Origin of the sequence: Vibrio rarus (assembly GCF_024347075.1) — a bacterium.
GTDB lineage: Bacteria > Pseudomonadota > Gammaproteobacteria > Enterobacterales > Vibrionaceae > Vibrio > Vibrio rarus.
Map to the genome: position 1 here is coordinate 404917 of NZ_AP024901.1, position 25864 is coordinate 430780.

Below are 25864 nucleotides of genomic sequence, written 5' to 3' on the forward strand. Positions count from 1 at the left end.
AATGACATAAAAAATGGCCGTTAATCAAACTGCCATGGGACAAATTTATTGAGTAACTTATCGGTGATGAAATACAAGGTAACCGAGATAAGAGCCAGAATAAATAACGCGGCAAACATCTCATCGATCATCATTCGCGCATTGGCTTGTAGCATTAAATAGCCTAAACCGGCACTAGAGCCTACCCACTCCCCCACGACGGCGCCAATGGGTGCCACCACTACCGCGACACGAATCCCCGAAGCTAATGCCGGCATAGCTGCCGGTAATCTTACTTGGGTGAGTTGCTGCCAGCGGGTTGCTCCCATGGTTTTGCTCAGATCAAGATAGCCCTTGGGGGTATTTCTCAAACCGTCATAACAACAGGTAGTCACAGGGAAAAAGATGATCAATGCCGCCATCACCACTTTTGAGGTAATGCCATAGCCAAACCAAAGCATCAAAATAGGTGCAATAGCAAAAACAGGAATGGCTTGAGAAGCGATTAAAATGGGTAGTAACCAGCGGCGTAACGGCTCAAATAACAACATTTGCAGGGCAAACATCAGCCCCATGCTCAAACCAAGTAATAACCCTAAGACAATCTCTTGTGAGGTGACTATTGTGTGTTGGAGCAGGACATCGCTACGACTGCCAAGACGTGCAAATACCGAGATGGGCTCAGGCAAAATAAAGCTGGGTAAATCAAACACTGTTACGGCCCCTTGCCATACCCCTAGCACAACCAAACAAGAGATGAGCAACCGAATTACATGGGAGCCATTGGCCTTCATGCGGGCGGTAAATCCTTGTTGAGCCAGCACTTGATTAGTCATCTCGGCCTCCTAACTGCTCAATAATCTGCTGTTGAAGGGAAGCCATTTGCGCGTCAATCAGTCGCGGCGTAGCCCCCTGTGGAATGGGCACAGATTCAATGCCAATGGGCGTGTCTTGCATAAGATAAATATGGTCACTTAATCGAAGGGCTTCTTGAGGATCGTGGGTGATCAGTACCACGGTTTTATTTTCCAGCATTTTACACGCCAAATCTTGCAAGCGATAACGGGTCACCGCATCTAAAGCGGAAAACGGTTCGTCCATTAATACCACCGGCTTATCTTGCATCAAGGTGCGCGCCAGTGCCACTCTTTGCCTCATACCACCAGATAGCTGCCTAGGAGAAGCACTCTCTTGCCCTGCTAAGCCCAGTTGTTCAAGCAATGTCATCCCTTGCTCTCGGCGCTCTGCCAATTGTGGCCTACTCAGTTTTTTGTCACTGAATCGGTCACTAAAACAGACGTTATCGAGCACACTAAGCCATGGCATCAACAAATCTTGCTGGGCCATATAGGCAATAGAATCGGACAGTTGTTGTGGGAAACTGCTGTGGATCTGCCCTTGCCACTGTATGTCTTCTGGCAAAAGTCCTGCCAGCAAACGCAATAAGCTGGTTTTTCCACAGCCACTTTTACCAAGTACCGTGCTCCAACTTCCTTTGGCAAAACACAGATTCAGTTGTTTAAACAAAGGAGAAGTGGCATCCGAAAACTGTAAATAGCCGCTCTCAATAACGATGCCCTGAAACGATTTAGCACTCATCTGTTCAGGCAACCCTGTGTGAGACTCTCGCTGTTGCGATGGTAACATGGCCAATTTACTTACCGTTTAAAGCGTAAAAATGATGCACAGGACCATGACCATGACCCACACCTAATTCATCAGCGTGAGCAATAGCATTAGAAATATACGCTTTGCCCAAAGTCACAGACTCACTTAACGACCCCGTTTGCGCCATAAATGAGGCAATGGCCGATGACAAAGTGCACCCTGTGCCGTGAGTATTTTGCGTATTCACGCGCGGCACCGTAAAGGTTTGCACATTGTCTGGGGTAATCAATAAGTCCGTGCTACTTGCTTCCCCCTCTAAATGGCCCCCTTTAAGAAGTACAGCTTGGCAATCTAATGCGCGTAAATCTTCTATCATGGCGTTCATTTGTGATTCTGTTGTGGGTAAGGCTTGACCAAGCAGGGTCGCCGCTTCAGGTAAGTTAGGAGTGATCACATCGGCCAAAGGGAGCAATTGCGTTTTAAGCGTTTCAATAGCGGATTGTTGCAGTAATAAATCACCACTGGTGGCGACCATTACAGGGTCTACAACCAAATAGCGAGGCTGATACTGCTTAAGCTTGTTAACGACAGCGTGAATGAGGGAGGCTTCTGCTAACATGCCCACTTTTACCGCAACCACATCAAGATCGCTAAATACCGCATCAAGTTGCTGCTCAATAAATTCAGCAGGAATGGGCAAAATGCCACTCACGCCTTGGGTGTTTTGCGCCGTTAAAGCAGTAATGACAGAGCAAGCATAGCTTCCAGTGGCTGAAATGGCCTTGATATCCGCTTGAATACCCGCACCACCACCGCTATCAGAGCCAGCAATAGTTAATACAATGGGAGTTTTTTTTGATTGTGACACAGACACTTCCTTTTCGCTCGACGAACGAAACCAATGCCTATCAGCCAACACAAGGAGGACATGTAGAGCGATTAGTTCCCTACGTCAGCACTAACTGAATCAGGTTCAACGGGTTCACTATTGTGATCTCAGCCTATTGGCTCCCCGACTAATACGATTGAGCGATACTAACAGAGTCAATATATTGTTGAAACTAAAAATCACCACCAAACAGAAATTACTGCTCGCATACACAAAAACTCACATTATTCACAGTAAAGGACCCATGTTAATGTTGCTTCATAGCGTCCAGCAGGTGCGCGACTTTTAGCCATGTTGACTCTTAATCTCACCTCCAGATACCCATCTTGGGTAAACGCTTGGGGACTGAGTTCGACCCCACGCTGCCAGTAATCGATATCTCCAGTAAAACGTTCGTCACCATCTACTTGGATTTGTAGCCAATGATTCGCTACCTCATTCGTCCCACTCATCATTTCAATTCTTTTCAGTCTCAGAAACACCCGCCGCCTGTGTTTATCCACGTTTAATTTGACCTGCGAGGCGCTACCATCAAAATGGGCACCAAAAACGATATCCCCTAAGTCTCTGATGGTTTCCAGATGACATTGGTTGTTTTTGTGCTTATTTACATCATGCTGATTGTGCTGCAACGCTCTCATATTTAATTCATGATGAGCGCTCACTGAAAACGTACCCATGAAAAATAACAAACAAACTAATAGATACTTCATTTAATTAACCATAACTCGAACCATGAAATCATTCACCGCTTTACTCGTAATGTTGGTACTGGTTAAGGTTTTATTACTCTGGGTTTGTACGCGGTACTGTGAGCTAATAATAATATCCTTATCATCATAGAAGTAATTAATCACAATATCGCAACTCACCACTTGTGGGTGATTATCCTCAACTAAGGTTCTGGTGTAATTTAATCGACTTGATATATCAATCAAATCTACTTTACTCCAATTAATCAACTCTGAATCTGAAATAGCATCAAATATACGTCGCTCATGATATTTTGCACCTTGATGGCAATACTTATCTAAATACTTTACCTGCTCAGTATCCATCCCCATTTGGGCATTATTTTGTTGTGGTTCTATATTTGAATTTGCTATCACTGACGTAGAAAAGCCTAACAGTATTAAATGAATCCAACGCAACATTAGCACCTCTAAAAAAGGCAGTTGACTAAAAATCAACTGCCAGATTGTTACTGAATTTTTGCAGCATCACCATGACAATGCAGTCGCCATGTCACTTCAACCGTATTTTGACCATCGGGTAGGTACTGAGAAGTACGCGCCCATACACTAACGGTTTCATCTTCCGCAAAACTTATCTGCACACGCTCTTTGTCCCAATCAGAAGCGGACTTCTCACTAGGATCAATACCCGCGCCATCAAGTTTAAAATACAACAGGTCATCATTAACTCCATTGGAGGTGTCCAGCTTATGAAACTCAAGATCAACGCTGGCATATTGGTTATTATTAATCATAAGATCCGCCGATGAACCATTGTCATAATTATCCCCTATAGCCAAAGTACCTTCATTTTGAGAAGACACACCGCACTCACCTTCTACCTCTACAGAAAATTTCGTGGTGGCATCACTGTGATCACCATTATCAGCCGCTATCGCCAGTGTGCTCAAAGGGATAGCGCAGCTTGCTGCTATGTAAAGCAGGTGTTTTTTGTTCAACATATAGTTACTCCGAAAATGTTGTATTGGTCTGTTTGGTTTTTAAGAGACGGTATTTCTCCGCCTGAATTTGCAGTAACTTGAGCTCATGCTCTGCCTCAGCTAACTCTTCCTCTCGACTGCGCTGACGTAATTCATATTCATACAAGCGAGTACAGTCGACCCTATCTTCTCCACCAAATTGAATGGTTACTGCGGCGTATATCCCTGCCTCATCCTGGTTTTGGTGATAATAGTTGTCGTAATAATTGTCACTGTCTTCATTGCCCTGTGCTCCATAGGTACCCACCTGAAAGGTTTTTCCGGTAGATACCGCCTGCTCGCACGAGGCCCCTGATTCGGTACGAATGCGATCGGTGCCCGACGGGTTCGATAAACTAGGAATAGGATTAGCCAATGCACTGCTACAAAGAAGGATGCCAGCCAACCCTATATAGTGTTTCATCACCATCACATTCTCCTAAATTTAAGGTGCGTACATACCTCATACTTATTAGCACTGCCAGTATCCATTAATGTACACACTTGCTTTTTTGTTGTTTGACTGGCTGGGGTATTCACCGAGATATCTAGCTTAATATCTTGATTAGCCTGTAATGTAATTTTATTAGGGAATTTTTTATCATCTATACTTAAATAAAAATCCGCTGTTTTATGATAACGATTAACTAAAATAAAACTCACATGGGCTTTATCTGAATACGTTTGAAAATCTGTTTCCTTCCATTTATGTACATTGGCCATAGCTGGCATGGCAATGCCAATACAACAAATAACAACAGCAGCAAAGCACTGTTTTTTCATGTTAACCCCCATTTGTTAAACAGAAATAATATGGTCAGGCAATTAATACGCATCACTTACATTAAAATAAAACGTTCCCCGTACATGGTATGCAAGGATTATCATTTCTAGTTTAAACATTAGTTATTACTATTAATTTTCATGGAGCTACTTTATTTTTTATCCGCGTAAATAAACAATGATTTACATAAATAGCTGATATTCATTTAGGTAATAGTGAGGTTTGCTACGCCGAAAAGCCATTGTCTGCTGTGCTGTAACGTGTTAGAACTCGTGCATCATTTTTCATACTCAATCCCTATGACTCAACACCACTCTTTTAAGCAATTGGTCCACTCACGACGTTCCGTGCGCAAATACGATCAAACCACAGATTTTAATCATGATATTATAAAGAACGCTTTGCATCTGACCCTGCTAAGCCCCAATAGCAGTAACATGCAATTATGGGAGTTTCATCGTGTCATTAATCAGCAGAAAAGAGAGCAGTTAGCCAGATTGTGTATGGGGCAAAACGCGGCCACTACCGCTAATGAGTTGGTTGTCTTCGTTACCACACCGGATAAATGGCAACAACGTGCTGCAATGAATGCGGCGCAAATCCGAGAAAATTTTGCTCACCGCAGCATTGATGGCATAGCCAAACGCGCCACAAAATATTATGAAAAACTCATTCCCTTCATCTACAGTAATGACCCTTGGGGGATCAAAGGGTGTATACGCAAACTATTGGTCACCTGTTTAGGACTAAAAAAGCCTATGTTTCGTGAAGTCACTAAACAAGATCTTAGGGTTTGCCTGCACAAAAGTACCTCACTCGCGGCTATGACATTTATGATGGCCATTCGCGATCAGGGTTACGACACTTGTCCAATGGAGGGTTTTGACTCTGTACGGAGTAAAAAACTGCTTGGTTTAGGTAAAAATGATGAAATCACTATGATAATCAGTGTCGGCAAGCGTACCGATGAGGGCATTTATGGAGAGCGTCATCGAGTACCCGCCACAGAAGTTATTTTTACACACTAAAAATTCCCGTGTATCAAACTTGATAAACTTATTGATTTTGTTGCATATTTGCCTATCTTTAACCTAATAAATAAAGATAGGCAAATGGATGAGAATTACAGATCTAAACTCACTGCACGTGTTCTTGACGTTAATGCAAACGCACTCAACGCAGCGGGCCGCCAAGAAGCTCGGACGCTCGCAATCCTATGTGTCTAAAGTGCTTGCCCAACTTCGCGATGAGTTGGACGACCCACTCTTTACGCGCAGTGCCGAAGGGCTCGCCCCAACCTCGTATGCGCTTAGCATTCAACCTAAATTACACACAGCCCTTGAACAACTCTCCCACTCTTTAGAGCCAGAACAATTTTCACCCAAAAATGTTGATCGCATTGTTTTACACATACTTGAGCCTATGTTGATTCGGTTTGGTAAACGTATTATTGAAAATATCCGACAACAAACCGATGCCATTATAGAAATGCGCAACTGGAATAAATTATCTGAAAGCATGATTTTAGATGAAGAAGTGGATATGGGGATTCATATATTAAGTGATAAACCGCAAACGTTATCGCAAAAGAAACTGTATAACGGCTGTGGCATTGTGATGGGCAATACACAAGGAGAATACATCAAGTACATTGCCTCCGGGGTGAACGATTATGAAAATAGATTTCAAAGGGCACTTCCTGATGTAGAGGCGACCCTTTTTGTCGATAACTATATGTTAATGAAAGAGTTAATGGATATTGCTTACACCATGCGTCATGAAGCGTATCAAGCGGACTCGGATATCCCTGACCTTGGTATTGATACCGCCACAGTACAAAAAGCATCGAAACGAAAATCGCCCAAAAACATTTGGCTTGTCAAGCTGATAGAAAAGTGTGTGTCTGAGGAATTAAAAGCCAACACCACGGCATAATGGGCAAAGCCCAATCAACAGACTGGGCTATGTCATGTTGGCAATAACGGAATTTACATTGCCGATAAATACGCTTTATACGCTTTTAAGCGAACGGTAGCCGCGCCAATAATATCCATAAACCCTAGCATTGAGTGAGGTTTATCAGCAGAAACCCAGCCCGACCCCGTTGAACCAATGGGGATGTTATATCCTTGCGGTTCATTAAATTCGATGACGATAGTTCGACCATGGTTATTGGTGTTATTTCCCACATGCTGCCTAACATGCTGGCTACCTTGGCGCACTTGAACTTGGGCCTCACCAGTACCTGTGGTGATGCTGTGTACGCGTCCTCTAAAAATTTCTCCTGGATAGGCATCCACATAAAACTCGGCAAACTGACCAATTTTAATCCCGCGATAACTTTGCTCTGGAATGCGCATTTCCACAAACTTCTTATCTGTGGCATATAAATGCATATTACCGGTACGTGTTCCACTCGTGACATTCGTAATAGAGAGTTGCCCGTCAAACGGTGCGCGCACTTCACGGCGGTCATTTTGCCATTGTGCAGTGGCCATTTGCGCCTCTATATTCATTATTTGTGCATGAGCGGCGGCAATTTTAGCTTCTGCTGTTTCAATGCGCGTTCGAATATCGTCACGCTCCGACTCTTGTGCAAAATCTTTCAGTGTTTCTAAACGCACTAATGTACGTTGATCATTGGTTTGTTGATGCCTCAATGACAAGATCTCCGCTTCACTGGCCTTCTTTTGCGCCACTAAACTGTCGATTTGCGATTCTGTATCTTCTGAACGCAAGGTATAAATCAAATCACCTTTTTTCACCATCTGGTTATGGGTGACGTACACTTGATCCACTTCTTGACCGAACAAGGGACTCAATACTGCGTGAGGCGCTTTGACTGTGGTGCTATCGGTTAGATCCGCAGGAGACCAAAAACGATGAGCCACAAACAGGGATGCAGCAATAAGGCCCCCTGTGCAAACCATAATCGTGGCATTTTTTAAGCTCCATTTAACTACGCCCAATTTTACTAATATCCAGCAAATAAGGATGTAAGGTAGCATTATCTCTTTCATGACTTATTCCTCAGTTGACTTGGGTTTATTGTGAGTCAGACCATTGCCAATCACTTTAGAGACTGATTGACCAATAACATCCCAACGGGTAAAGGCGATGATAATGGCCAGCACCCACCAAGTTTTATCTATAAATAAGCCACATAACGATAAAGCAAACACAATTTGAGTATGCGCGCTCGACATTTTTGATGCCTTGTGTACTGCCACTTCGTGCAGTTGCCACAGTAGATACAACACATAAATCACAACAGAGAATGTGACAAAAAATATAAAGCCCATAAAAACTTCAGAATCGAGCAAAGTGATGATCGTAGAATGCCCATTACTGAAGTATTCGGCCGGTAAATCCGTTCCATGAATACTGCCCATATAGGACAACGCAATAGACGCACCTGCAATGATGCTAAATACAATAACGGCCTTTAACAGGTATGAGAGAAGTAAAATGATGCTCCTAGCAATAAATTTCCTTTTGCCATCATTGGCAGTAGGTAAAGAGGCAACAGACATTCGTTTTCGCTTCTAGTGATGGGTTCGCAAGAGATCATAATGTAATAGCGGTGCGGTTTGGGAATATGCGTTATTCCTAAACATTAACACGATCGGCACCGGTCACTCGGTGTTTGTGGAAGATCTTACAATGGTGGATTACCCATGTATTTATGGGGTTTTAATCACAGTAATTAAGTGCTCAGAAGTAGCGCAGGAAAAGCACTTGAGAACACGGCGATATTTTTTATAAGTACTTGTTCTACATTGAAAAATTGCAACACCGTTATCAAGTATTTTAACAAGCTAGAATGATCCGTTAATTTTGAGATTGGTCTCATTAATTTAAGTACAAAAAAGCCCTCTTTAAAAGAGGGCTAATAGAGATGGAAGTTGCATCAATAATGATGGTTAACTGCCAAAGCAGACTCTAATTAGTGAGTCACTTTTAACTTATAGAACGTCGCTTGTGCGTAGTCATCTGCTTTACCAGATTTATTTTGGTTGTATACACCCGCTTTGAAGAACATGTATTGACCGCCTTCACCGTAACCACTCTTAGACATATCGACTGTTTTCACGATATCTTTTTTGCCATCGCGTTTTAACGTTACAGTCAGTAGATCGCCTTTCACATTGATGCTGTAGCTAAACTTCTCGTTAAGAGCGATACCATCAGTAGGTTCAACCGCTTTCGCATCTTGATGCCAGTAGTTTGGTAGTGAATCACCAATCATGTTATGCCAAGTTTCGTCACCAAAACCTTTACGTGGTTCGTGAGCAAAGTAAATTGAACCGGTTTTATTTTGTGGCAATTTACGGTAGTACAAACGAATAGGTTCGTTGTTGTTAGCGTGAATTTGACCAATGATCACACGACCCACCTGCCAGTTTTCACCCGTAGTTGTTACGTGGTTAACGGCAAGAGTTGCTTCTAATGTTCCGTCAACACCGCCTGCGGCTTTTTGATCGGCTTTTGGCGCACTAGAGAATACCCAGTTGTTGCCGCCAACACCTTTGGTTTTGAACGACGTATCACCACGACGCATCATCTCACGTAGTTCAGAACGTGTGTAGTGAGTGTTTTTAGATGTTTTCGCACCAGAAATTGGCGCATTAAATACCATGCCACCGTCTTTATCTAGGTAGAAGAATTTTGAATCAGAATAGCCACTGGATAATTCTTTCTCTTTTATTTGATCTGATTTACCGTTGCCATCAGAATCAACAGGAACACTGATACTCCAACCTAGCAGATCAAAGCTATCTGACGGAGCTTTAGTGGCCGCATGCGCGCCGGCACTCATAGTTAAAGCCGTCACCAAAGTAGCAATAGCACCGAGAGCCAGTTTCTTGCTTTTCTTTGTAGTGCTTAATGTCTTAAAGTTCATCATTATCTTTACACTCTTTGTCGTATTGTATTACTAAAGATATTAGCCTCATTTCCTCGCAGTCGTCACCTTTAAACTGTGATCTAGATCGTACTTTTTATAATGAAATACAAAAATAACTGATAGTATATTCATCAATTCTATTGTTTTTCTTGTAAAGAATAATCCGTTAATATGCTCACTTGAATATTTATGCATGAATATTCTTATACTTTGTTGTGGGCAATTATGCAGGACAAATCATACAAACTGCGAAAAAACGTTTATAGTATGCCTACACCAAAATTACTTGCTAAAGGCCATTAATGACTTCTGCTAATACTCCTTCTATTTCACGCGATCCTGCTGAGCGTTTTAACCTATTTTTCAAAACCGCCGTCACTCATAAAACTATCTGGTTACTCATTGATGAGCATGGCAGTGTCATGCTAAATACTGAAGATGAAGATTGTGTACCGGTATGGCCAACAAAAGAGCACGCTTTGCAATGGGCGACGGGTGAGTGGGAAGGATTTACGGCAGAGCCTATCTCTATAGCGAAATGGAAAAGTCGCTGGACCCATGGATTGGAAGACGATGAGTTATCATTGGTGGTGTTTCCCGATCAAGAAGGAGAAGGCATTGTGCTATTTCCTGATGAGTTTGAAATGGAATTAGTTAAGCAAGAGTCTAAATTAAAACGATAATCTTAAAAACTAGCATTAAGGCCGAACACCTCTTCGGCCTCCCCACCCCTCTCTTTTACCTACCCTAGAGTTTTATAAACGGTAAAAGCAAATCACTTTTTCTAAAAAAATGTTAAGAGCACACTCACAGAGTGGCATGTGCAACTCGTATTAGTTCACAGTTTCAAACCTTACAATTTGACATAAAATAGTACAAATACAATTATTTGCATATATCTATTGATCGAAGTGTAAAAGAACATGAAAAAGACAGCTCTAGTTTTAGCCCTTACTTCTGCGATATTAAGCGGGTGTGGTGGTAGTAGTGACGGCAGTAATAATACTGACAACGACAATAACACGCCACCTGAAGATGTTTTGCCACAACCACCTGAAGATACTTCACCTCTGCCTCCAGAGGATAACTCGCCTCTACCACCTGAAGAATCGCCAGAAGATGGCTCTTTTAATTGGAATATTGAGAGTTGGAAACTGACTATCCCTGCCAGTAAAGACGATTGGTATAATTCAGGCGGTGAAGGTGCTGCGGAAATCATGCCAGACCGTTGTAATGACTCGAAAGATGTTCTTACAAATGAAAAACCTATATACGACGCGGCCTATGATATCGCCTATTTTTCTGTAGAAGATGGACGTATGCATTTTAGAGCTGATATGGGTTACGGCTCTACCACTGAGAACTCAAACTATATACGCTCTGAGTTTCGTGAGCTTTATATTAGCTCTGATAGCTCCAATTGCAGCAGTAGCAATGAAGATACCAGTTGGTATCTAGACGACATTAGAACAAAGGTTTCCACTCACGAACTCAATGCCACACTTAAAATTGAGCAACATCCTGATATGGACCAACCCAAAGTGGTTTTAGGGCAAATTCATGGCTGGAAAATAAGCCAAGCGTTGGTCAAGCTACTATGGGAAGGAGATGATCGACCGGTGCGCGTTATTTTAAATAATGACTATGAACTAGATAATGAGAGCTGTGGCAGTTGCTATAACTTCAGTGTCGAATTAGGTACCTACGCTACGGGCGAAGAATGGTCATACACTATTCGCGCAGATGAGGATGGGATTTATCTTGCCACTTTTGACGCTAATGGTAAGAACGCAGTAGACCACTTTCTTCCTTGGGGCGAAAACTACAAAGATAAAAACGGTAAAACCGTTAAGCTATCCGAAGATTGGACTGATCCCGAAATAGCTTTCTACTTTAAAGCGGGTATTTATCCACAATTTAAACCTGAATATTCCAGTGAAATCTTTGATGTAAGCTTCCGTTCTTTGAACATAGATCACTATTAGCGCCCTCATATTAGATCTTGATCGCATTTATTAACACTTACTTACATTTGTATTATTAAAATATGTATTCTATGTGCTCAGGACGATGAAACATCGATTCTAAAGAATTTTTTAAGTGATGGATGTCAGTTAGCAGTAACTTATCCATCAACATATGGCATTAACATCGTGCATATATCGCACTAAACATTGTTAGTTTATCCTCATTAGGTGAATATAAAAATGAAACATATCTATCTTAAAAGCTTACTAGCGACGTCTGTCCTAGTAGCAGTGGGCTGTGCCTCAACAGCGCCTCAGTTTCCTAACAACAAAGAAACAGGTGCAGCTTTACTGACTCCTGTTGCAATCACGGCTTCTAGCCACGATGGTAACGGTCCTGACCGTTTATTTGACCAAGATCTAACTACTCGTTGGTCTTCAGCGGGTGACGGCGAGTCAGCTACATTAGACTACGGTTCAGTTCACGAATTTGACGCAGTTCAAGCGGCATTCAGTAAAGGTAATCAGCGTCAAACTCGTTTCGACATTCAATTTAGTGAAGATGGCAAAACTTGGACAACCGTTTTAGCTGACCAAGTCAGTTCTGGTGAAGCGATTGGCCTTGAGCGTTTCCAATTTGCTCCTGCTGTTAAAGCACGTTACGTTAAATATGTCGGTCACGGTAACACTAAAAATGGTTGGAACAGTGTAACTGAGCTAGCGGCTGTTAACTGTGGCATCAACGCATGTCCTGCTAACCAAATCATCACTTCAGATGTTGTTGCAGCTGAGCAAACAATGATTGCTGATATGAAAGCAGCAGAGAAAGCACGTAAAGCAGCACGTAAAGACCTACGTAAAGGTAACTTTGGTGTACCAGCGGTTTACCCTTGTAAGACTACTGTAAAATGTGACACTCGCAGTGCACTTCCAGTACCAACTGGCCTACCAGCAACACCTCTAGCAGCTAATGCGCCAAGCGAAAACTTCGATATGACGCACTGGTACCTATCTCAACCATTTGACCATGATAAAGATGGCAAGCCAGACAACGTTCGTGAGTGGGACCTAGCTAACGGTTACCAACACCCAGAAGTATTCTACACAGCTGACGACGGCGGCATGGTTTTCCGCGCTTATGTTAAAGGTGTTCGTACTTCAAAAAATACTAAATACGCTCGTACTGAGCTACGTGAAATGTTGCGTCGTGGTGATTACTCAATCAGCACTACTGGCGTAAACAAAAACAACTGGGTATTCAGCTCAGCTCCTATTGCAGACCAAGAAGCTGCTGGCGCTATCGATGGTGTTCTAAACGCAACACTAAAAATCGACCACGCTACAACAACTGGTAATGCTAACGAAGTAGGTCGCTTTATCATTGGTCAAATCCACGATAAAAACGATGAGCCAATTCGTCTTTACTACCGTAAACTACCAAACCAAGCAACAGGCGCGGTTTACTTTGCACACGAAAGCAAAGGCGCAACTAAAGAAGATTTCTACCCTCTAGTTGGTGGTATGACTGCTGAAGTTGGTGATACTGGTATCGCTCTAGGTGAAAAATTCAGCTACCAAATCAAAGTTGTTGCTAACACTATGACAGTGACACTATCTCGTAAAGGTCATGACGACGTTGTTCAAGTTGTTGATATGAGCGACAGTGGCTATGATGAAGGTGGTCGTTACATGTACTTCAAAGCAGGTGTTTACAACCAAAACATCAGCGGCGACCTAGATGACTACGCTCAAGCAACTTTCTACAAACTTGAAACATCTCACGATACTTACAAAGCTAAATAATATTTACTAAAGTATCGCTTAAATGATAAAAGGCGCTCATAATGTGAGCGCCTTTTTTATTTTATCTAATTTTGTTTGGAGGCTATTTAATAAAGGACTCTATTTCGGGTGCAGTTAAATAACGCCACTGCCCCACGTCTATATCTAATGACACCTCACCAATCGCTACTCTATGCAGAGAAACAACTCGATTACCTACAGCAGAAAACATTCGCTTAACTTGGTGAAACTTCCCTTCGGTAATGGTTAACAATACTTCTTTTGAATTAATTACAACTAAATTGGCTGGTAAGGTTAATTTGTCCTCGCCCTGTAGCTTTATGCCACTTTTAATTTGTATGGCAGCATCGTCAGTGATCGCCTTAGATAACGTCACTTGATATACTTTTGCGCAATGGCAGGTTGGTCTCGTAATGTTAAATGACCAGCGCCCGTCATCGGTAATCAGCACCATTCCTGTCGTATCTGCATCTAAACGGCCGGCTATATGCAATTCAGACACATGGTCAATGTCTAACAAATTAAACAGTGATGGATAGACTTCATCAATATTTGAACAGATGGTTGCCGCGGGTTTATTCAGCATGATATAGCGAAAATCACGCGGTGTTAGCTGGAAGCCATTCAATAAAATGGCATTATTTTCATGTACCTGAGTGGACTCATTCGTTACGACGCTTTGATTGACGAGCACGTCACCACAGTGAATGCGTGCAATGGCTTCATCTTTAGTTAATTGGGTACTTTTACAAACAAACTTATCAAGGCGCATAATGAACAAAGCTCAAGCAGAGAATAGATGTGCATTATGCTACTCTACGCCAATTTAGCAATCACTCAGGCTATATCTGTAATCTGTCATGATTCACATCAGAGCATTTCCGCCATTTCGGGAGTATCAGTACAGCTAATTCGTCTTACTTTATTGTTTTCTATGATAAAAAAGGCATCTTGAGGTAAATCTTGCTGCCAAGTTTCATTGTATTCCATGCCCAACAATAAACCTCTAAGCACTATCCCCGTAAGGCCGTGACTCACAACCACTAAATCTTTTTCATTAGGTGTGTCCACAAGCCAACTGCTCAGTCTCGCTCTCACCTCATCATAGGTTTCAGCGTTAGGAGCTTGTAAATACCAGTCTTTATTCGCCAGAAGATCCGGTTGTTCTTGAACAAGGGTAGGAATACTTCTTTTCTCCCAGTCTCCCAAATTAAATTCTTTTAATCTCACATCTTCTAAAATGGCCTTCTCTGGATAGCCTACTTCCTCACACACCAATCGAGCCGTTTGCATCGCTCTTCCCAAAGGACTGGCATGCACTTCAAACTCACAACCTAACAGATGCTCGCGCAACACAATCCCATAGTTTTTAGCCTGCACAGTACCCTTGTTGGTTAATGGCGAATTACAATGCCCCTGCAACTTACGTTCAAAATTAAATTGCGTTTCCCCATGCCTTAATACAATGATTCTTGTCATAATGCTTTCTAACCTTATACATATTGTTCTGAAGCACTGTCTCACAAAGCTACGTTTATAATCAATAAAAGCTCTATGTATGATCTTAAAAAGTGCTTACTATATAGGTAAATTAAGATATCACTTTATCTCATATTATTTATTCGACTATCATGTTAAATTTAATGTAACTTAATTTTTAAAGTGCTGACCTATATGCTTTTTGATTTAATAGACACTGCTCCTGTTATCTGCTGTGCTTTTGATCTAGATCATAAATTAACATATATAAATTCATATGGGGCTAATATTTTCAAAATAAAACAAGCCGAATCTATTGGTTTACCTATGTCAGATCTACCTTGTGAAAAAGGCTCTGGGATAAATAAACAATATATTGAACAAGTTTTAAATGATGAAACTGTGAATTTTAACGGTTATTTCATCAATAATAATGGGACTATACATTATTATTCCGCAACTTTATCTCCAATTAAAGATAAGCTTATCATAACAGGTTTTGCCGTATTATTTATAAATAAAACAGAAGAAAAAAGACTTGAATACTTATCCAATATAGATTCAATGACTCTGGTTTGTAATAGAAGAAAATTTGAAAATGATTTACATTTAACTTTAAGTGATAAGCCAGATGTCAATTACGGACTAATTATTTTAGATATCGACAATTTTAAACAAATAAACGACTTAAATGGTCACAATTGTGGTGATACAGTCTTATCTAGAATTGGTGATATTTTAAAAAATATTATTAATCCATTAGGCAAAGTATATAGAATTGGAGGTGATGAATTTGCAATTATATTGTTTAATATTAATGACAAATCAACATTGAAAAATGTATCCGAAGAAATAAGATATAAAATTGAATCTACATCTATTTTAGATAATACGGTGATAACCATAAGTTTAGGCGCCACTATTTATTCATGCAATAACAATCGTAAGAATTTACTTAAAACTACTGATAATGCTTTATATCATTCAAAACTAACAGGTAAAAATAAAGTTAGCTATGCCTAATTATATTAAATGGTCTCTATATGATTAAAACTTTTAAAAAAAACTGGATGATATTTAATTTCATTTCATTAATTAGTTTATTTATAGTAATATTCAGTGTCGTAAATTTACATCACCAAGAAGTAAAAAAGCTACAAACCAAACAATTATATACATCTAAACTTTTTGAATCATATACTATATCTAAGTTATCTCAACTGCAGTCAATTTTAAAGTTAATCAGTACCGACAGGCATATATATATAGATCTACATAATACTCTTATTGATAATATCATTTCTAATAACCCATTAATTATTGGATTTGCATTTAGTGATGCTAATGGCAAAATAAAATCACTTAGTAGTAATTTAAATAATCAATTTTCTATTAATCCTTTAAATAATACAAGCACTAAAAATGACTTTATAAAGTCAACTCAAACAAATGATGTCATTATTTGCAAACCTTACTACCATAATAAACTTAAAACATGGATTGTTCCTTTAAGAAAAAGAATAATAGATCAAAATGGAAAAACGATTGGTGTGTTTTCAATAGCGTTTGATTTATATAAGTTATCAGAGAAGTTAAATAAAGAGGTTGATAAAAAATTCAAACAAGAAATAATTTTTGATGATAGTTTCCTAACTTTATTTAGCAGTCATATTTCAATAAATAAATACCCTGTTATTTACAATGACTCTTTTGTTCGTGATCTCAGTAGTATCTTCAAATCTCATACCTTAAGCACATTACATGAGTCTAGTGGATTTATTAGAAAAGGTAATGCAATACTAACTTATAATAAAAAGTTTGATTTATGGTTTTATTCAACATCATCAACTAAACAACTTACTATTAATTTAATTAAGACTTCCTGTATTTATTCTTGTATCTACTTATTCTTTATAGCTATTCTTTTTATTGTTTTCAAATGGAATGATCGATTAAAAATGAAAGCGATTTCTGCTGCACTATATCAATCCCAGCATGATATATTAACAGGATTATATAACCGTAACATATTGACAAGTAAGTATATACATAAGAAATACAATAGATTTCTTATGGTTTATATAAATATAAATAACTTTCAAATTGTAAATGATTTATATGGCTATGAATTTGGTGATCTAATATTAATTAAGATCAGTAAACGTTTAAATAAATTTGTAACGAATATTAATGGCATTGCTATTCGTGCCACTTCTGATAAATTTATATTATTGGTCGAGAATCAAAATGAAATTAAAGATTTTTGTCAAAGACTATCAATAGAGCTGTGTCGTACATATTGTGTTAAAAAAACATCTAATGTCTCACATATTGATCTTTCCGTATCTATTGGGATAGTTCCGTGTGATTCAAAACAGAAAGTTGATATTAACACATTAATTAGCTACGCAAGTCATTGTATGTTAATTTCAAAAAACACAAATAATCAATTCACTTTATTTTCTGATGAAATTAATAACAACATTATTAACAATATAAAAATGGAATCTGAACTGAAAAGAGCAGTTGTGAACAATGAAATTAGCATGATGTATCAACCTCAAGTTAATAAAGTTGGTGAACTATATGGTGTTGAAGCTTTAGTTAGATGGAAAAACCCAACTTTAGGCTTTATCTCACCCAACCTATTTATCCCTGCGGCAGAAAAAATAGGTATCATGCCAAAACTTGGAGAGTTTATAATTGAACAGTCATTGAAAGAAATCTCTGCTTTCCAGCAGGAACACGATATTTCTTTTAAACTTTCCATTAATATTTCTGTTTGTCAGTTTGTTCAAGACAACTTTATTAATATACTGCGTTCTAAGCTAAATAAATTTAAAAGCTCCTATTTGGAAGTTACTATAGAAATAACTGAAAATTTATTTATTGAGCGAATGGATAAATTATTACCTATTTTTAATGACATAAAACAAGAAAATATACTCCTTTCATTAGATGATTTTGGTACTGGATACTCTTCTCTATCATTATTAAAAGAAATTCCTATTGATGAGCTAAAAATCGATAAGAGCTTCATTGATAATGTGATTGATAATGAAAAAGATAATATAATGGTTAAAAATATTATAAAAATCGGTAAGGACCTAGGTATTACTGTGTTAGCTGAAGGTATTGAAAACTATCAACAGCTAGATTTTCTACATCAGAATGGGTGTGATATATACCAAGGATATTATTATTCTAAACCATTAAATTTGGCTGATTTATCATTATTTATTAATCGATGATATAGTATCACCACTAAGTGTTATTTAATTTGCCTGTTTTATACATTTAGTTTTAGTCAAATTGATTATTAGAAAGTAATTCAATAAGTCAACGATAATATATTTATTTAAACGTATCCAATACATAAGGTTTATTAAGTTAATGCATATTAAATCTCTTATACTAATTAGTTCTTTATTATTCTCTTATAGTTGTTTATCTGCCTCTTACAAATTTGTAAAGAAATGGGATGCATTGGTTGTTAATGGTGACATAGACAAGCAAGAAACTCGTAAATTTGAGTATAATTATAATCTTCATCATTCAAATATCAGAAATATTATTTTACAATCACATGGGGGTTTAATTATAGATGCATTTAAATTAGCAAAATTTATTAGTGTACGTCATTTAAACACACGAGTAGAAACTTATTGTGAATCAAGTTGTCTCTTAGTTTTTTTTTCTGGAGAAAGTGCATCATTATTTGAAAAAGCAAAAATTAGTTTACATAAACCCTATAAAGGCAATTTAAATACTCATTTTGAACCGGATTTTAAAGGCAGTTCCTTACACTATTTTTTAATAAATGAATTGTCACATATATTAAATAACACTAAAATGGCAACTGCACTTGTTAATAAAATGTACGAAACAGAAAGTAATAAGGAATATATCCTTTCCAAGGATGAGCTAATCAAAAATGGTATTTATGTTGATAAAAAAAGTTGGTTTAATAATAGAACCAAATAATTTAATTATGAGTCTCATGAAAGGCACTGTATGCTTTGATACAGTGTCCCTTTTGGCTGTTGATTAATTATGGGTGTCTGGGTAAATGGTAGGGGTGCGTGTTTCTAGTATTTTTAGTTTGTCACCGAGTTCGATTACACCTTCGTTTAGGGCAATTAAGTTCATGCCGAAGAAGATGGCGCCTTTTTCGTTGGCTCTAAATTTGGATAAAGTGACGGTGGGCTCTTGGGCTGCCATTTTTTCTCCAGTGTTGGGGTTCACTGAGGTTAACACACAACGTTGGCAAGGTTTACCGACTCTAAACTCCACTTCACCAATGGCAATTTTTTCCCAGCTATCTTCCGCAAAAGCGTCAACACCATCAATAACAAGATTAGTACGAAACTGCGCCATCGACTGAGGAGAAGAGGCTCTGCGATTAAGCTCATCTAACGAGCCTTGTGAAATGACCAGCAGAGGGTAACCATCGGCAAAACTGACTCGAGTGTCTAATTTTTCACGATAGCGGTTAGACTCTTCACCACAATATAATAATTGAACATCAGAACCTATGGCCTGGCTAAACCAAGCATTAGCTTGTTCGGTTGTGGTATAAGCTAAGAAGCGGTCACTCCAAATTTTACATTCAAATTCATCACGTTGAAAATCGTTAACAGACAGATGAAGGCGTGTCATACCCGGTGCTTGCAACACAATACCATCGCTTAACAGGGTACTTTTTATGGTGACCATCTTCGGGTATTTTCGTGCGGTGACCATTCTTCCGGCAAGATCCGTAACCACAAATCGGCGGTCAAAACTGATGCCTTCCAAACCCACCCAAGCCCTAGATTGAGCAATACCAGACGTAGACTTTACGGGATAAACATTTATTCCCGATAATTGAGCGATATCCTTCACTTTATACCTCTAACTCTCTCAATGTTAATGCAATCTTATCGCATTTTCGCTATTATTCGCCCGCATTCAAGTAATCGTTTGCGTGGCTTTAATTACCTTACCACAACACGGTTTCTTCTTATTGACTATTTTGGCGGGAGCACACTTATGACCAACTTAACCATTACACGCCCTGACGATTGGCATGTTCACCTTCGCGATGGCGACGTACTCAAAGACACGGTACGTGATATCAGTCGATACAATGGTCGAGCTTTGGTGATGCCAAACACCGTCCCGCCGACAACCAATACCGAACAAGCGGTAGCGTATTTAGCGCGTATTAATGAGCACAACCATAGTGAAACCTTTACTCCGCTCATGTCTCTTTATTTAACAGATAACACCACCAAAGAAGACATCCAGCAAGCCAAAGCATCAGGACAAATCGTCGCTTGTAAACTCTACCCTGCTGGCGCGACCACCAACTCTGATTCAGGTGTCACCGATGCTAAGAAAGTGTACCCTGTGCTTGAAGAGATGGAGAAACAAGGCATCTTGCTGCTTATTCATGGTGAAGTAACCTCTCACGATGTGGACATTTTCGATCGCGAAAAGCAATTTCTAGACACCGTGCTTGCACCTATCGTCAATGACTTCCCTAAACTTAAAATTGTCTTAGAGCACATCACTACGGCCGATGCGGTAGAGTTTGTTCAAAATGCCAATGACAATGTGGCGGCCACCATTACCGCCCATCACTTAATGTATAACCGTAATCATATGCTAGCGGGAGGCATACGTCCGCACTTTTATTGCTTACCGATCCTAAAGCGCAACACACACCAAAAAGCATTAGTAGAAGCGGCAACTAGTGGTGATAAAAAATTCTTTATTGGTACCGACTCTGCCCCCCATGCTAAAGGCCGCAAAGAGACCGCTTGTGGTTGTGCTGGATCTTACACGGCCCACGCCGCACTAGAGTTATATGCGGAAGTATTTGAAGCAGAAGGTAAACTTGACAATTTAGAAGCTTTTGCCAGCCATAATGGCCCTGATTTTTATAATCTGCCACGCAACAGCGACACCGTCACTTTAGTAAAAGAAGAGTGGCCAGTAGCCGAAAGCATGCCGTTTGGTCAGGATATCGTTGTGCCAATTAAAGGTGGCGAAACCCTATCTTGGAAAGTGAAAGCATAAGCATTGCTCATCAAATTAAAGGTTGTTATTAACAACCTTTAATTTATTTACACCACCCTATTTATCTTCATCTTCTTCACTTTGTAGACGACTCCACATCTGTGCACACTGAATCGCTTTTTTCCATCCGGCATAGCGCTGTTTGCGCTTCTTGTCATCACACTGCGGATAGTACCGCGTTTCAATTTCGCACTTAGCGTCTAAATCCATAACATCTTTCCACACTCCCACCGTTAAACCGGCCAAAAAAGCCACGCCTAATGCCGTCGCTTCTGTCACTTGTGGTCGTTGCACTTCACAATCAAGAATATCCGATTGAAATTGCATCAAAAAGTTATTCTTTGCCGCACCGCCATCCACTCTAAGACTCTCTAACTTAATGGCAGAATCGGCCTGCATAGCTTGAATAACATCGCAGGTTTGATAGGCAATACTTTCTAAAGTGGCACGCACAATATGCTCTGCGCTGGTACCTCGAGTCAGTCCCACCATAGTGCCTCTGGCATAAGGGTCCCAATAAGGTGCCCCTAATCCAGTAAATGCCGGCACCACATAAACCCCATCGCAAGAATCCACTTTATTGGCGTAATACTCAGAGTCTTTCGCTTCATTAAGTAAGCGCAATTCATCCCTTAACCACTGTACTGACGCCCCCGCCATAAACACCGCCCCTTCCAGCGCATAGCAAGGTTGACCATTTGCATCACAAGCCAATGTCGTCAGCAATCCATGTTGCGAGTCCACTTTGGTTTGACCGGTATTCATCAGCAAAAAACAGCCTGTACCATACGTGTTTTTTACCTGGCCTGAATCCACACAGCGATGACCAAATAAAGACGCTTGCTGATCCCCTGCAACGCCGGCAATAGCAATGCGTAAGCTTTCCCCTTCACCAATACATGTCTCACCAAAATAACTAGAGGAGGCCTGCACCTCTGGCAGCATACACTTAGGAATACCAAATAACTCTAGGATCTGTTCATCCCACTGCATGGTATTGATATTAAACATCATAGTACGAGAGGCATTGCTATAATCGGTGGCGTGCACCTTGCCGTGCGTTAATTTCCACATCAGCCAAGTATCTACAGTGCCAAACAGTAACTTGCTTTGTTCGGCCAAAACTCTAGCGCCTGGCACATTATCTAAAATCCATTTGATTTTACTGGCCGAGAAATAGGGATCTAAAACCAATCCTGTCGCTTGCTTTATGTACTCTTGCCAACCTTGTTGTTTCAACTCTTTACATAGAGCACTGGTACGGCGGCACTGCCACACAATGGCGTTATAGACAGGTTTGCCCGTTTCTTTATTCCACACTATGGTGGTTTCTCTTTGGTTGGTAATGCCTAAAGCACACACCTGCTGCGGTGCAATAGCCAACTCGTCCAGTACATCTATAAGCGTAGAACGCTGTGAGGCATAGATCTCCATGGGATCATGCTCCACCCAACCCGTATGTGGATAATACTGAGTAAATTCTCTTTGTGATGACGCCACAATATTGGCTTGGGCATCAAAAACAACCGCTCTTGAACTGGTGGTCCCTTGATCTAAGGCAATGATATAGGAGCCTGAAGTCATATTAAATTCCTATCAATAATTAGGTATTGCGATCCATCTATTAAGATTGGCATAAAAACCAATATCGAGATGTGACCTGCTTTAGAACTTGTACCGCCCCCTCTTACACAGCTACGCACCAATAAAGTGCAAGTAAAATAAACCGCTATGCTATATGGTGCATATTTCTTTTAGCCCTAACAATACTCCTTACAAAACAACAACTTAAATTATGGCGCGGATTTTGCTTAATTAACAATACTAATGAGCTAATAAGGAAATGCCGTCATGCAAGATACATTAACCGTCATTTTGGCTGGAGGAATGGGTTCTCGCCTTGCCCCTTTGACCCAAGATAGAGCAAAACCTGCCGTTCCCTTTGGTGGTAAATACCGCATCATCGATTTTACACTCAGTAACTGTTTGCACTCTGGATTACGACGCTTATTAGTGCTCACTCAATATAAATCTCATTCGCTACAAAAACACCTACGCGATGGGTGGTCCATTTTTAACCCAGAGTTAGGGGAATACATCACCGCCGTGCCTCCCCAAATGCGCAAAGGGGAAACTTGGTACGAAGGCACAGCAGACGCTATCTATCAAAACTTATGGCTACTATCACGCAGCGAAGCCAAACATGTTGTGGTACTCTCTGGTGACCATATTTATCGTATGGACTACAAACCCATGCTAAAGCAGCATAAAGACACGGGAGCGGCATTAACCATCGCCTGTATGGAAGTGCCCGTTACCGAAGCCAGCGCCTTTGGCGTCATGGATACCGATACCCATCACCGTATTATCTCTTTTCTCGAAAAACCCCACACGCCACCGACTTTAGCTGACGATCCAAATAAAAGTTTGGCCTCTATGGGCATTTACATATTTAGTATGGATGCCTTAGTTGAAGCACTAGAGCAAGATGCTGTCATTGACAGTTCGAGCCACGATTTTGGCCACGATATCATTCCCAAACTGATTGATACCCAGAGCGTGTATGCTTATCGATTTGGTTCTGAACAAGGGCGTGTGTCCCAAGATACCTACTGGCGAGATGTGGGTACCATTGACTCTTTCTATCAAGCTAATATGGATTTATTAGATCCCGTTCCCCCCATCGATCTTTATCAAGATGATTGGGGCATTCGCTCCTACGAGCGCCAGCGTCCACCATCACGAACCGTTCCTTCGGTGACCGGCAATCAAGGGATTTCTATTAATTCAATTGTGGCCAATGGCGTCGTCATTAGTGGCGGCTCGGTGCAGCGCTCCATTTTATCGTCCAATGTAAAAGTGGGGGATGGCGCAACGATCATGAACAGTATTTTATTTGATGAGGTTAAAATAGGCGAACATTGCCAGCTTAAAAACTGCATTATCGACAAGCATGTGTCTGTGCCCAATGGTACGAAAATTGGCTATGATAAACAGTATGATAGCGAACGTTTCACTATTTCAGAACAAGGCATTGTTGTGGTTCCTGAAGGGTATCGCTTCGATTAAGCGTCACCAAATCAACCCTTGGGGATCTTGCTCTACTTCTTTCATCAAACGATGCAATGGATTCCCAAGAGATGACTCATTGGCATGCAACCGTGCAGGATAGGCATGCCAGCCTTCAAACATTTCATAAGGATCTCGATGCGCCACCAGTAAGTGCCACTGCGTATCTAAACACACTATTTTCGCCACCAGATATCGATAGTCCGCCTGGCTAGAGTCGAGCTTAAAGCAGCTGTGGTAAAACTCAATGCCGTTATCCACTAATTCAAACTCCGCCTTAGCCAACTCAACACAGACACTGTGATTTCGAGACTGGCAAGTATCCCCCGCCAGTTTAATTAATTGATGCTGCTCTATCTCAGATAACGCCATTAGTAACCTCAACATGACTTGCTAAGTTTTGCCACGCAAAAAAATATGCCAAAAATAAATTCAATCATAGCGCAACAATTGGCTCATATTGTCCGCCAATGTCACAGGCCTGTAACACAAGCCTCTTACTCTATGCAGATATTTAATTATAGTTTGAAGAAGGACAGTTATGTTTAAAGTGATCACTATGGCAGCCATGGCCTTGACACTTATTACCACTCATGTACAAGCAGCAGAAGTCAATGTCAGTGGCTCCACTTCCGTTGCTCGCGTAATGGACATTTTGGCGGAAAACTTTAACAACACCCACAGTGATACCTTTATCGCAGTACAAGGTGTAGGTTCTACCGCAGGGGTGACTTTAGTAAAAAATAACGTCGCACATTTAGGTATGAGCTCAAGACTGCTTACTGAGCGTGAATATAAAGACAACTTGATTGTAAAGCAGTTCGCTTATGACGGTTTAGCCGTAGTCGTTAACCAGCAAAATAGTGTAACTAACATTACCCGTGAGCAACTGTATAACATCTATACGGGCAAAATTACCAATTGGAAAGAGTTAGGGGGTCAAGATCGAGCCATTGCCGTCGTCACCCGTGAAACCTCATCGGGCTCTCGCTTTGCCTTTGAAAATCAAGTGGGATTAACTCGCGTACTCAACGACCGCCGAGTCTCCACCATCGATCCCAAAAGCCTAGTGGTGAGCACCAATAGCATGATGAAAACCCTCATTAGTGATAACCCACAAGCCATTGGTTTTATCAGTATGGGATCCATTGATGCTTCTGTTAAACCGCTCAATTTTGATGGGATTGTGCCTAATTCTACCAACCTGTTAAATAAGAAGTACGAACTGGCTCGCCCATTCCTTATTTTTTATCATCCACAAATGAACAACCCAAAAGCTCTGGAGTTTGCTAAGTACGTCACCTCTAAAGAGGCTCGCGCCATTGTGGAAAACCAAGGCTATACCCCGTTTGTTAATTATACCCAACCACAGTAATTAAGTGATCAGAAATAGCGCAGGAAAAATGCTCGAAAACAAGGCAGAATTTTTCCATAAGTCGTTATTCTACAATCAAAAATTATAACGCAGTTATCGAGTATTGTAACAAGCTAGAATGACCCGTTATTTAGTACGATAGGTATGACTACAATTGGCATTAAAAAATAATGTCATAAAAAAAGCCAAACGTCGCATAACGTTTGGCTTTTTATGATTTGGGCTAAT

At 40.3% G+C, this 25864-nt stretch carries 26 protein-coding genes, 1 pseudogene and 1 riboswitch; of the genes and pseudogenes, 11 read left to right on the forward strand and 16 right to left on the reverse strand.

Annotation, left to right across the window (positions count from 1 at the left end):
- Positions 1–20: 20 nt before the first annotated feature.
- The 8 genes from OCU56_RS14895 to OCU56_RS14930 all read right to left on the reverse strand — a co-directional run bounded on the left by OCU56_RS14895 (position 21) and on the right by OCU56_RS14930 (position 4973).
- On the reverse strand, positions 21–773 hold the full coding sequence (locus tag OCU56_RS14895; protein ID WP_315973195.1) for an ABC transporter permease: 753 nt from the start codon (positions 771–773) through the stop codon (positions 21–23).
- A 34-nt stretch (positions 774–807) separates the two neighbouring features.
- Positions 808–1578, reverse strand: coding sequence for an ABC transporter ATP-binding protein (locus OCU56_RS14900; protein ID WP_261875624.1), 771 nt, complete (start codon positions 1576–1578; stop codon positions 808–810).
- Positions 1579–1633: 55 nt separating this feature from the next.
- Positions 1634–2455, reverse strand: a complete 822-nt coding sequence (gene thiD, locus OCU56_RS14905) for a bifunctional hydroxymethylpyrimidine kinase/phosphomethylpyrimidine kinase (protein ID WP_261875509.1) — start codon at positions 2453–2455, stop codon at positions 1634–1636.
- Positions 2456–2514: 59 nt separating this feature from the next.
- Positions 2515–2612, reverse strand: a riboswitch (TPP riboswitch).
- An 88-nt stretch (positions 2613–2700) separates the two neighbouring features.
- Positions 2701–3189, reverse strand: coding sequence for a hypothetical protein (locus OCU56_RS14910; RefSeq protein WP_261875510.1), 489 nt, complete (start codon positions 3187–3189; stop codon positions 2701–2703).
- Entirely contained in the window at positions 3190–3630 is a 441-nt protein-coding gene (locus tag OCU56_RS14915) for a hypothetical protein (protein WP_261875511.1), read from the reverse strand.
- 47 nt (positions 3631–3677) lie between these two features.
- Positions 3678–4172, reverse strand: a complete 495-nt coding sequence (locus tag OCU56_RS14920) for a hypothetical protein (RefSeq protein WP_261875512.1) — start codon at positions 4170–4172, stop codon at positions 3678–3680.
- Positions 4173–4176: 4 nt separating this feature from the next.
- Positions 4177–4620 (reverse strand): hypothetical protein, encoded by a 444-nt coding sequence (locus OCU56_RS14925; RefSeq protein ID WP_261875513.1) that lies wholly within the window; start codon positions 4618–4620, stop codon positions 4177–4179.
- Positions 4620–4973, reverse strand: a complete 354-nt coding sequence (locus tag OCU56_RS14930) for a hypothetical protein (protein WP_261875514.1) — start codon at positions 4971–4973, stop codon at positions 4620–4622. Before OCU56_RS14930 ends, OCU56_RS14925 begins: the two co-directional genes overlap by 1 nt.
- A gap of 300 nt (positions 4974–5273) precedes the next feature.
- On the opposite strand from OCU56_RS14930, the gene OCU56_RS14935 reads away from it, so the two are divergent.
- On the forward strand, positions 5274–6002 hold the full coding sequence (locus tag OCU56_RS14935) for a nitroreductase family protein (RefSeq protein WP_261875577.1): 729 nt from the start codon (positions 5274–5276) through the stop codon (positions 6000–6002).
- 88 nt (positions 6003–6090) lie between these two features.
- A complete protein-coding gene (locus OCU56_RS14940; RefSeq protein WP_261875515.1) occupies positions 6091–6909 on the forward strand; it encodes a LysR family transcriptional regulator in 819 nt (272 codons plus the stop codon).
- 53 nt (positions 6910–6962) lie between these two features.
- On the opposite strand, the gene OCU56_RS14945 is transcribed toward OCU56_RS14940, so the two are convergent.
- From OCU56_RS14945 to OCU56_RS14955, 3 genes are all read right to left on the reverse strand, one after another.
- Positions 6963–7994 (reverse strand): HlyD family secretion protein, encoded by a 1032-nt coding sequence (locus OCU56_RS14945; protein ID WP_261875516.1) that lies wholly within the window; start codon positions 7992–7994, stop codon positions 6963–6965.
- Positions 7995–7997: 3 nt separating this feature from the next.
- Positions 7998–8507, reverse strand: a complete 510-nt coding sequence (locus tag OCU56_RS14950) for a magnesium transporter (RefSeq protein WP_261875517.1) — start codon at positions 8505–8507, stop codon at positions 7998–8000.
- Between the two features lie 413 nt (positions 8508–8920).
- Positions 8921–9880 (reverse strand): polysaccharide lyase family 7 protein, encoded by a 960-nt coding sequence (locus OCU56_RS14955; RefSeq protein ID WP_261875518.1) that lies wholly within the window; start codon positions 9878–9880, stop codon positions 8921–8923.
- Between the two features lie 302 nt (positions 9881–10182).
- Between OCU56_RS14955 and OCU56_RS14960 the strand changes: the two genes are divergently transcribed.
- The 3 genes and pseudogenes from OCU56_RS14960 to OCU56_RS14970 all read left to right on the forward strand — a co-directional run bounded on the left by OCU56_RS14960 (position 10183) and on the right by OCU56_RS14970 (position 13650).
- Positions 10183–10563 carry a DUF2750 domain-containing protein gene (locus OCU56_RS14960; RefSeq protein WP_261875519.1) on the forward strand — a complete coding sequence of 127 codons (381 nt, stop codon included), beginning with the start codon at positions 10183–10185 and terminating at the stop codon, positions 10561–10563.
- A gap of 438 nt (positions 10564–11001) precedes the next feature.
- Positions 11002–11865 (forward strand): annotated as a pseudogene (locus OCU56_RS14965) (polysaccharide lyase family 7 protein); the annotation flags it as partial.
- Positions 11866–12087: 222 nt separating this feature from the next.
- The gene (locus tag OCU56_RS14970) at positions 12088–13650 is read left to right on the forward strand and encodes a polysaccharide lyase family 7 protein (RefSeq protein WP_261875520.1); all 1563 of its coding nucleotides are present in this window, start codon (positions 12088–12090) and stop codon (positions 13648–13650) included.
- 82 nt (positions 13651–13732) lie between these two features.
- Here the strand turns inward: OCU56_RS14970 and OCU56_RS14975 are convergent, their stop codons facing one another.
- Complete coding sequence (locus tag OCU56_RS14975) at positions 13733–14422, reverse strand: pseudouridine synthase (protein ID WP_261875521.1); 690 nt, start codon at positions 14420–14422, stop codon at positions 13733–13735.
- Positions 14423–14520: 98 nt separating this feature from the next.
- Positions 14521–15129, reverse strand: a complete 609-nt coding sequence (locus OCU56_RS14980) for a histidine phosphatase family protein (RefSeq protein WP_261875522.1) — start codon at positions 15127–15129, stop codon at positions 14521–14523.
- A gap of 195 nt (positions 15130–15324) precedes the next feature.
- Here OCU56_RS14980 and OCU56_RS14985 point away from each other — a divergent pair, with 195 nt between their 5' ends.
- From OCU56_RS14985 to OCU56_RS14995, 3 genes are all read left to right on the forward strand, one after another.
- Positions 15325–16152, forward strand: a complete 828-nt coding sequence (locus tag OCU56_RS14985; RefSeq protein ID WP_261875523.1) for a sensor domain-containing diguanylate cyclase — start codon at positions 15325–15327, stop codon at positions 16150–16152.
- A gap of 20 nt (positions 16153–16172) precedes the next feature.
- Positions 16173–18380 carry a bifunctional diguanylate cyclase/phosphodiesterase gene (locus OCU56_RS14990; protein WP_261875524.1) on the forward strand — a complete coding sequence of 736 codons (2208 nt, stop codon included), beginning with the start codon at positions 16173–16175 and terminating at the stop codon, positions 18378–18380.
- Between the two features lie 142 nt (positions 18381–18522).
- The gene (locus OCU56_RS14995; protein ID WP_261875525.1) at positions 18523–19113 is read left to right on the forward strand and encodes a hypothetical protein; all 591 of its coding nucleotides are present in this window, start codon (positions 18523–18525) and stop codon (positions 19111–19113) included.
- 63 nt (positions 19114–19176) lie between these two features.
- Here OCU56_RS14995 and OCU56_RS15000 read toward each other — a convergent pair whose 3' ends face one another.
- Positions 19177–20013 carry an MOSC domain-containing protein gene (locus tag OCU56_RS15000; RefSeq protein ID WP_261875526.1) on the reverse strand — a complete coding sequence of 279 codons (837 nt, stop codon included), beginning with the start codon at positions 20011–20013 and terminating at the stop codon, positions 19177–19179.
- 147 nt (positions 20014–20160) lie between these two features.
- Between OCU56_RS15000 and pyrC the strand changes: the two genes are divergently transcribed.
- Positions 20161–21192 (forward strand): dihydroorotase, encoded by a 1032-nt coding sequence (gene pyrC / locus OCU56_RS15005; protein ID WP_261875527.1) that lies wholly within the window; start codon positions 20161–20163, stop codon positions 21190–21192.
- Between the two features lie 57 nt (positions 21193–21249).
- On the opposite strand, the gene glpK is transcribed toward pyrC, so the two are convergent.
- Positions 21250–22776 carry a glycerol kinase GlpK gene (glpK, locus tag OCU56_RS15010; protein WP_261875528.1) on the reverse strand — a complete coding sequence of 509 codons (1527 nt, stop codon included), beginning with the start codon at positions 22774–22776 and terminating at the stop codon, positions 21250–21252.
- A gap of 267 nt (positions 22777–23043) precedes the next feature.
- Between glpK and glgC the strand changes: the two genes are divergently transcribed.
- Positions 23044–24261 carry a glucose-1-phosphate adenylyltransferase gene (gene glgC, locus OCU56_RS15015; protein ID WP_261875529.1) on the forward strand — a complete coding sequence of 406 codons (1218 nt, stop codon included), beginning with the start codon at positions 23044–23046 and terminating at the stop codon, positions 24259–24261.
- A 3-nt stretch (positions 24262–24264) separates the two neighbouring features.
- Here the strand turns inward: glgC and OCU56_RS15020 are convergent, their stop codons facing one another.
- The gene (locus tag OCU56_RS15020) at positions 24265–24633 is read right to left on the reverse strand and encodes a DUF3024 domain-containing protein (RefSeq protein ID WP_261875530.1); all 369 of its coding nucleotides are present in this window, start codon (positions 24631–24633) and stop codon (positions 24265–24267) included.
- A 169-nt stretch (positions 24634–24802) separates the two neighbouring features.
- On the opposite strand from OCU56_RS15020, the gene OCU56_RS15025 reads away from it, so the two are divergent.
- Positions 24803–25636 carry a phosphate ABC transporter substrate-binding protein gene (locus OCU56_RS15025; RefSeq protein WP_261875531.1) on the forward strand — a complete coding sequence of 278 codons (834 nt, stop codon included), beginning with the start codon at positions 24803–24805 and terminating at the stop codon, positions 25634–25636.
- The last annotated feature ends 228 nt before the right edge of the window (positions 25637–25864 follow it).

Bases quoted from the DNA above. Each gene is read 5' to 3' on its own strand.
- OCU56_RS14895 (WP_315973195.1), bottom strand. From the start codon at position 773: ATGAAGGCCAATGGCTCCCATGTAATTCGGTTGCTCATCTCTTGTTTG.
- OCU56_RS14900 (WP_261875624.1), bottom strand. From the start codon at position 1,578: ATGAGTGCTAAATCGTTTCAGGGCATCGTTATTGAGAGCGGCTATTTA.
- OCU56_RS14910 (WP_261875510.1), bottom strand. From the start codon at position 3,189: ATGAAGTATCTATTAGTTTGTTTGTTATTTTTCATGGGTACGTTTTCA.
- OCU56_RS14915 (WP_261875511.1), bottom strand. From the start codon at position 3,630: ATGTTGCGTTGGATTCATTTAATACTGTTAGGCTTTTCTACGTCAGTG.
- OCU56_RS14920 (WP_261875512.1), bottom strand. From the start codon at position 4,172: ATGTTGAACAAAAAACACCTGCTTTACATAGCAGCAAGCTGCGCTATC.
- OCU56_RS14925 (WP_261875513.1), bottom strand. From the start codon at position 4,620: ATGGTGATGAAACACTATATAGGGTTGGCTGGCATCCTTCTTTGTAGC.
- OCU56_RS14930 (WP_261875514.1), bottom strand. From the start codon at position 4,973: ATGAAAAAACAGTGCTTTGCTGCTGTTGTTATTTGTTGTATTGGCATT.
- OCU56_RS14935 (WP_261875577.1), top strand. From the start codon at position 5,274: ATGACTCAACACCACTCTTTTAAGCAATTGGTCCACTCACGACGTTCC.
- OCU56_RS14940 (WP_261875515.1), top strand. From the start codon at position 6,091: ATGAGAATTACAGATCTAAACTCACTGCACGTGTTCTTGACGTTAATG.
- OCU56_RS14945 (WP_261875516.1), bottom strand. From the start codon at position 7,994: ATGAAAGAGATAATGCTACCTTACATCCTTATTTGCTGGATATTAGTA.
- OCU56_RS14950 (WP_261875517.1), bottom strand. From the start codon at position 8,507: ATGTCTGTTGCCTCTTTACCTACTGCCAATGATGGCAAAAGGAAATTT.
- OCU56_RS14955 (WP_261875518.1), bottom strand. From the start codon at position 9,880: ATGATGAACTTTAAGACATTAAGCACTACAAAGAAAAGCAAGAAACTG.
- OCU56_RS14960 (WP_261875519.1), top strand. From the start codon at position 10,183: ATGACTTCTGCTAATACTCCTTCTATTTCACGCGATCCTGCTGAGCGT.
- OCU56_RS14970 (WP_261875520.1), top strand. From the start codon at position 12,088: ATGAAACATATCTATCTTAAAAGCTTACTAGCGACGTCTGTCCTAGTA.
- OCU56_RS14975 (WP_261875521.1), bottom strand. From the start codon at position 14,422: ATGCGCCTTGATAAGTTTGTTTGTAAAAGTACCCAATTAACTAAAGAT.
- OCU56_RS14980 (WP_261875522.1), bottom strand. From the start codon at position 15,129: ATGACAAGAATCATTGTATTAAGGCATGGGGAAACGCAATTTAATTTT.
- OCU56_RS14985 (WP_261875523.1), top strand. From the start codon at position 15,325: ATGCTTTTTGATTTAATAGACACTGCTCCTGTTATCTGCTGTGCTTTT.
- OCU56_RS14990 (WP_261875524.1), top strand. From the start codon at position 16,173: ATGATTAAAACTTTTAAAAAAAACTGGATGATATTTAATTTCATTTCA.
- OCU56_RS14995 (WP_261875525.1), top strand. From the start codon at position 18,523: ATGCATATTAAATCTCTTATACTAATTAGTTCTTTATTATTCTCTTAT.
- pyrC (WP_261875527.1), top strand. From the start codon at position 20,161: ATGACCAACTTAACCATTACACGCCCTGACGATTGGCATGTTCACCTT.
- glpK (WP_261875528.1), bottom strand. From the start codon at position 22,776: ATGACTTCAGGCTCCTATATCATTGCCTTAGATCAAGGGACCACCAGT.
- glgC (WP_261875529.1), top strand. From the start codon at position 23,044: ATGCAAGATACATTAACCGTCATTTTGGCTGGAGGAATGGGTTCTCGC.
- OCU56_RS15020 (WP_261875530.1), bottom strand. From the start codon at position 24,633: ATGGCGTTATCTGAGATAGAGCAGCATCAATTAATTAAACTGGCGGGG.
- OCU56_RS15025 (WP_261875531.1), top strand. From the start codon at position 24,803: ATGTTTAAAGTGATCACTATGGCAGCCATGGCCTTGACACTTATTACC.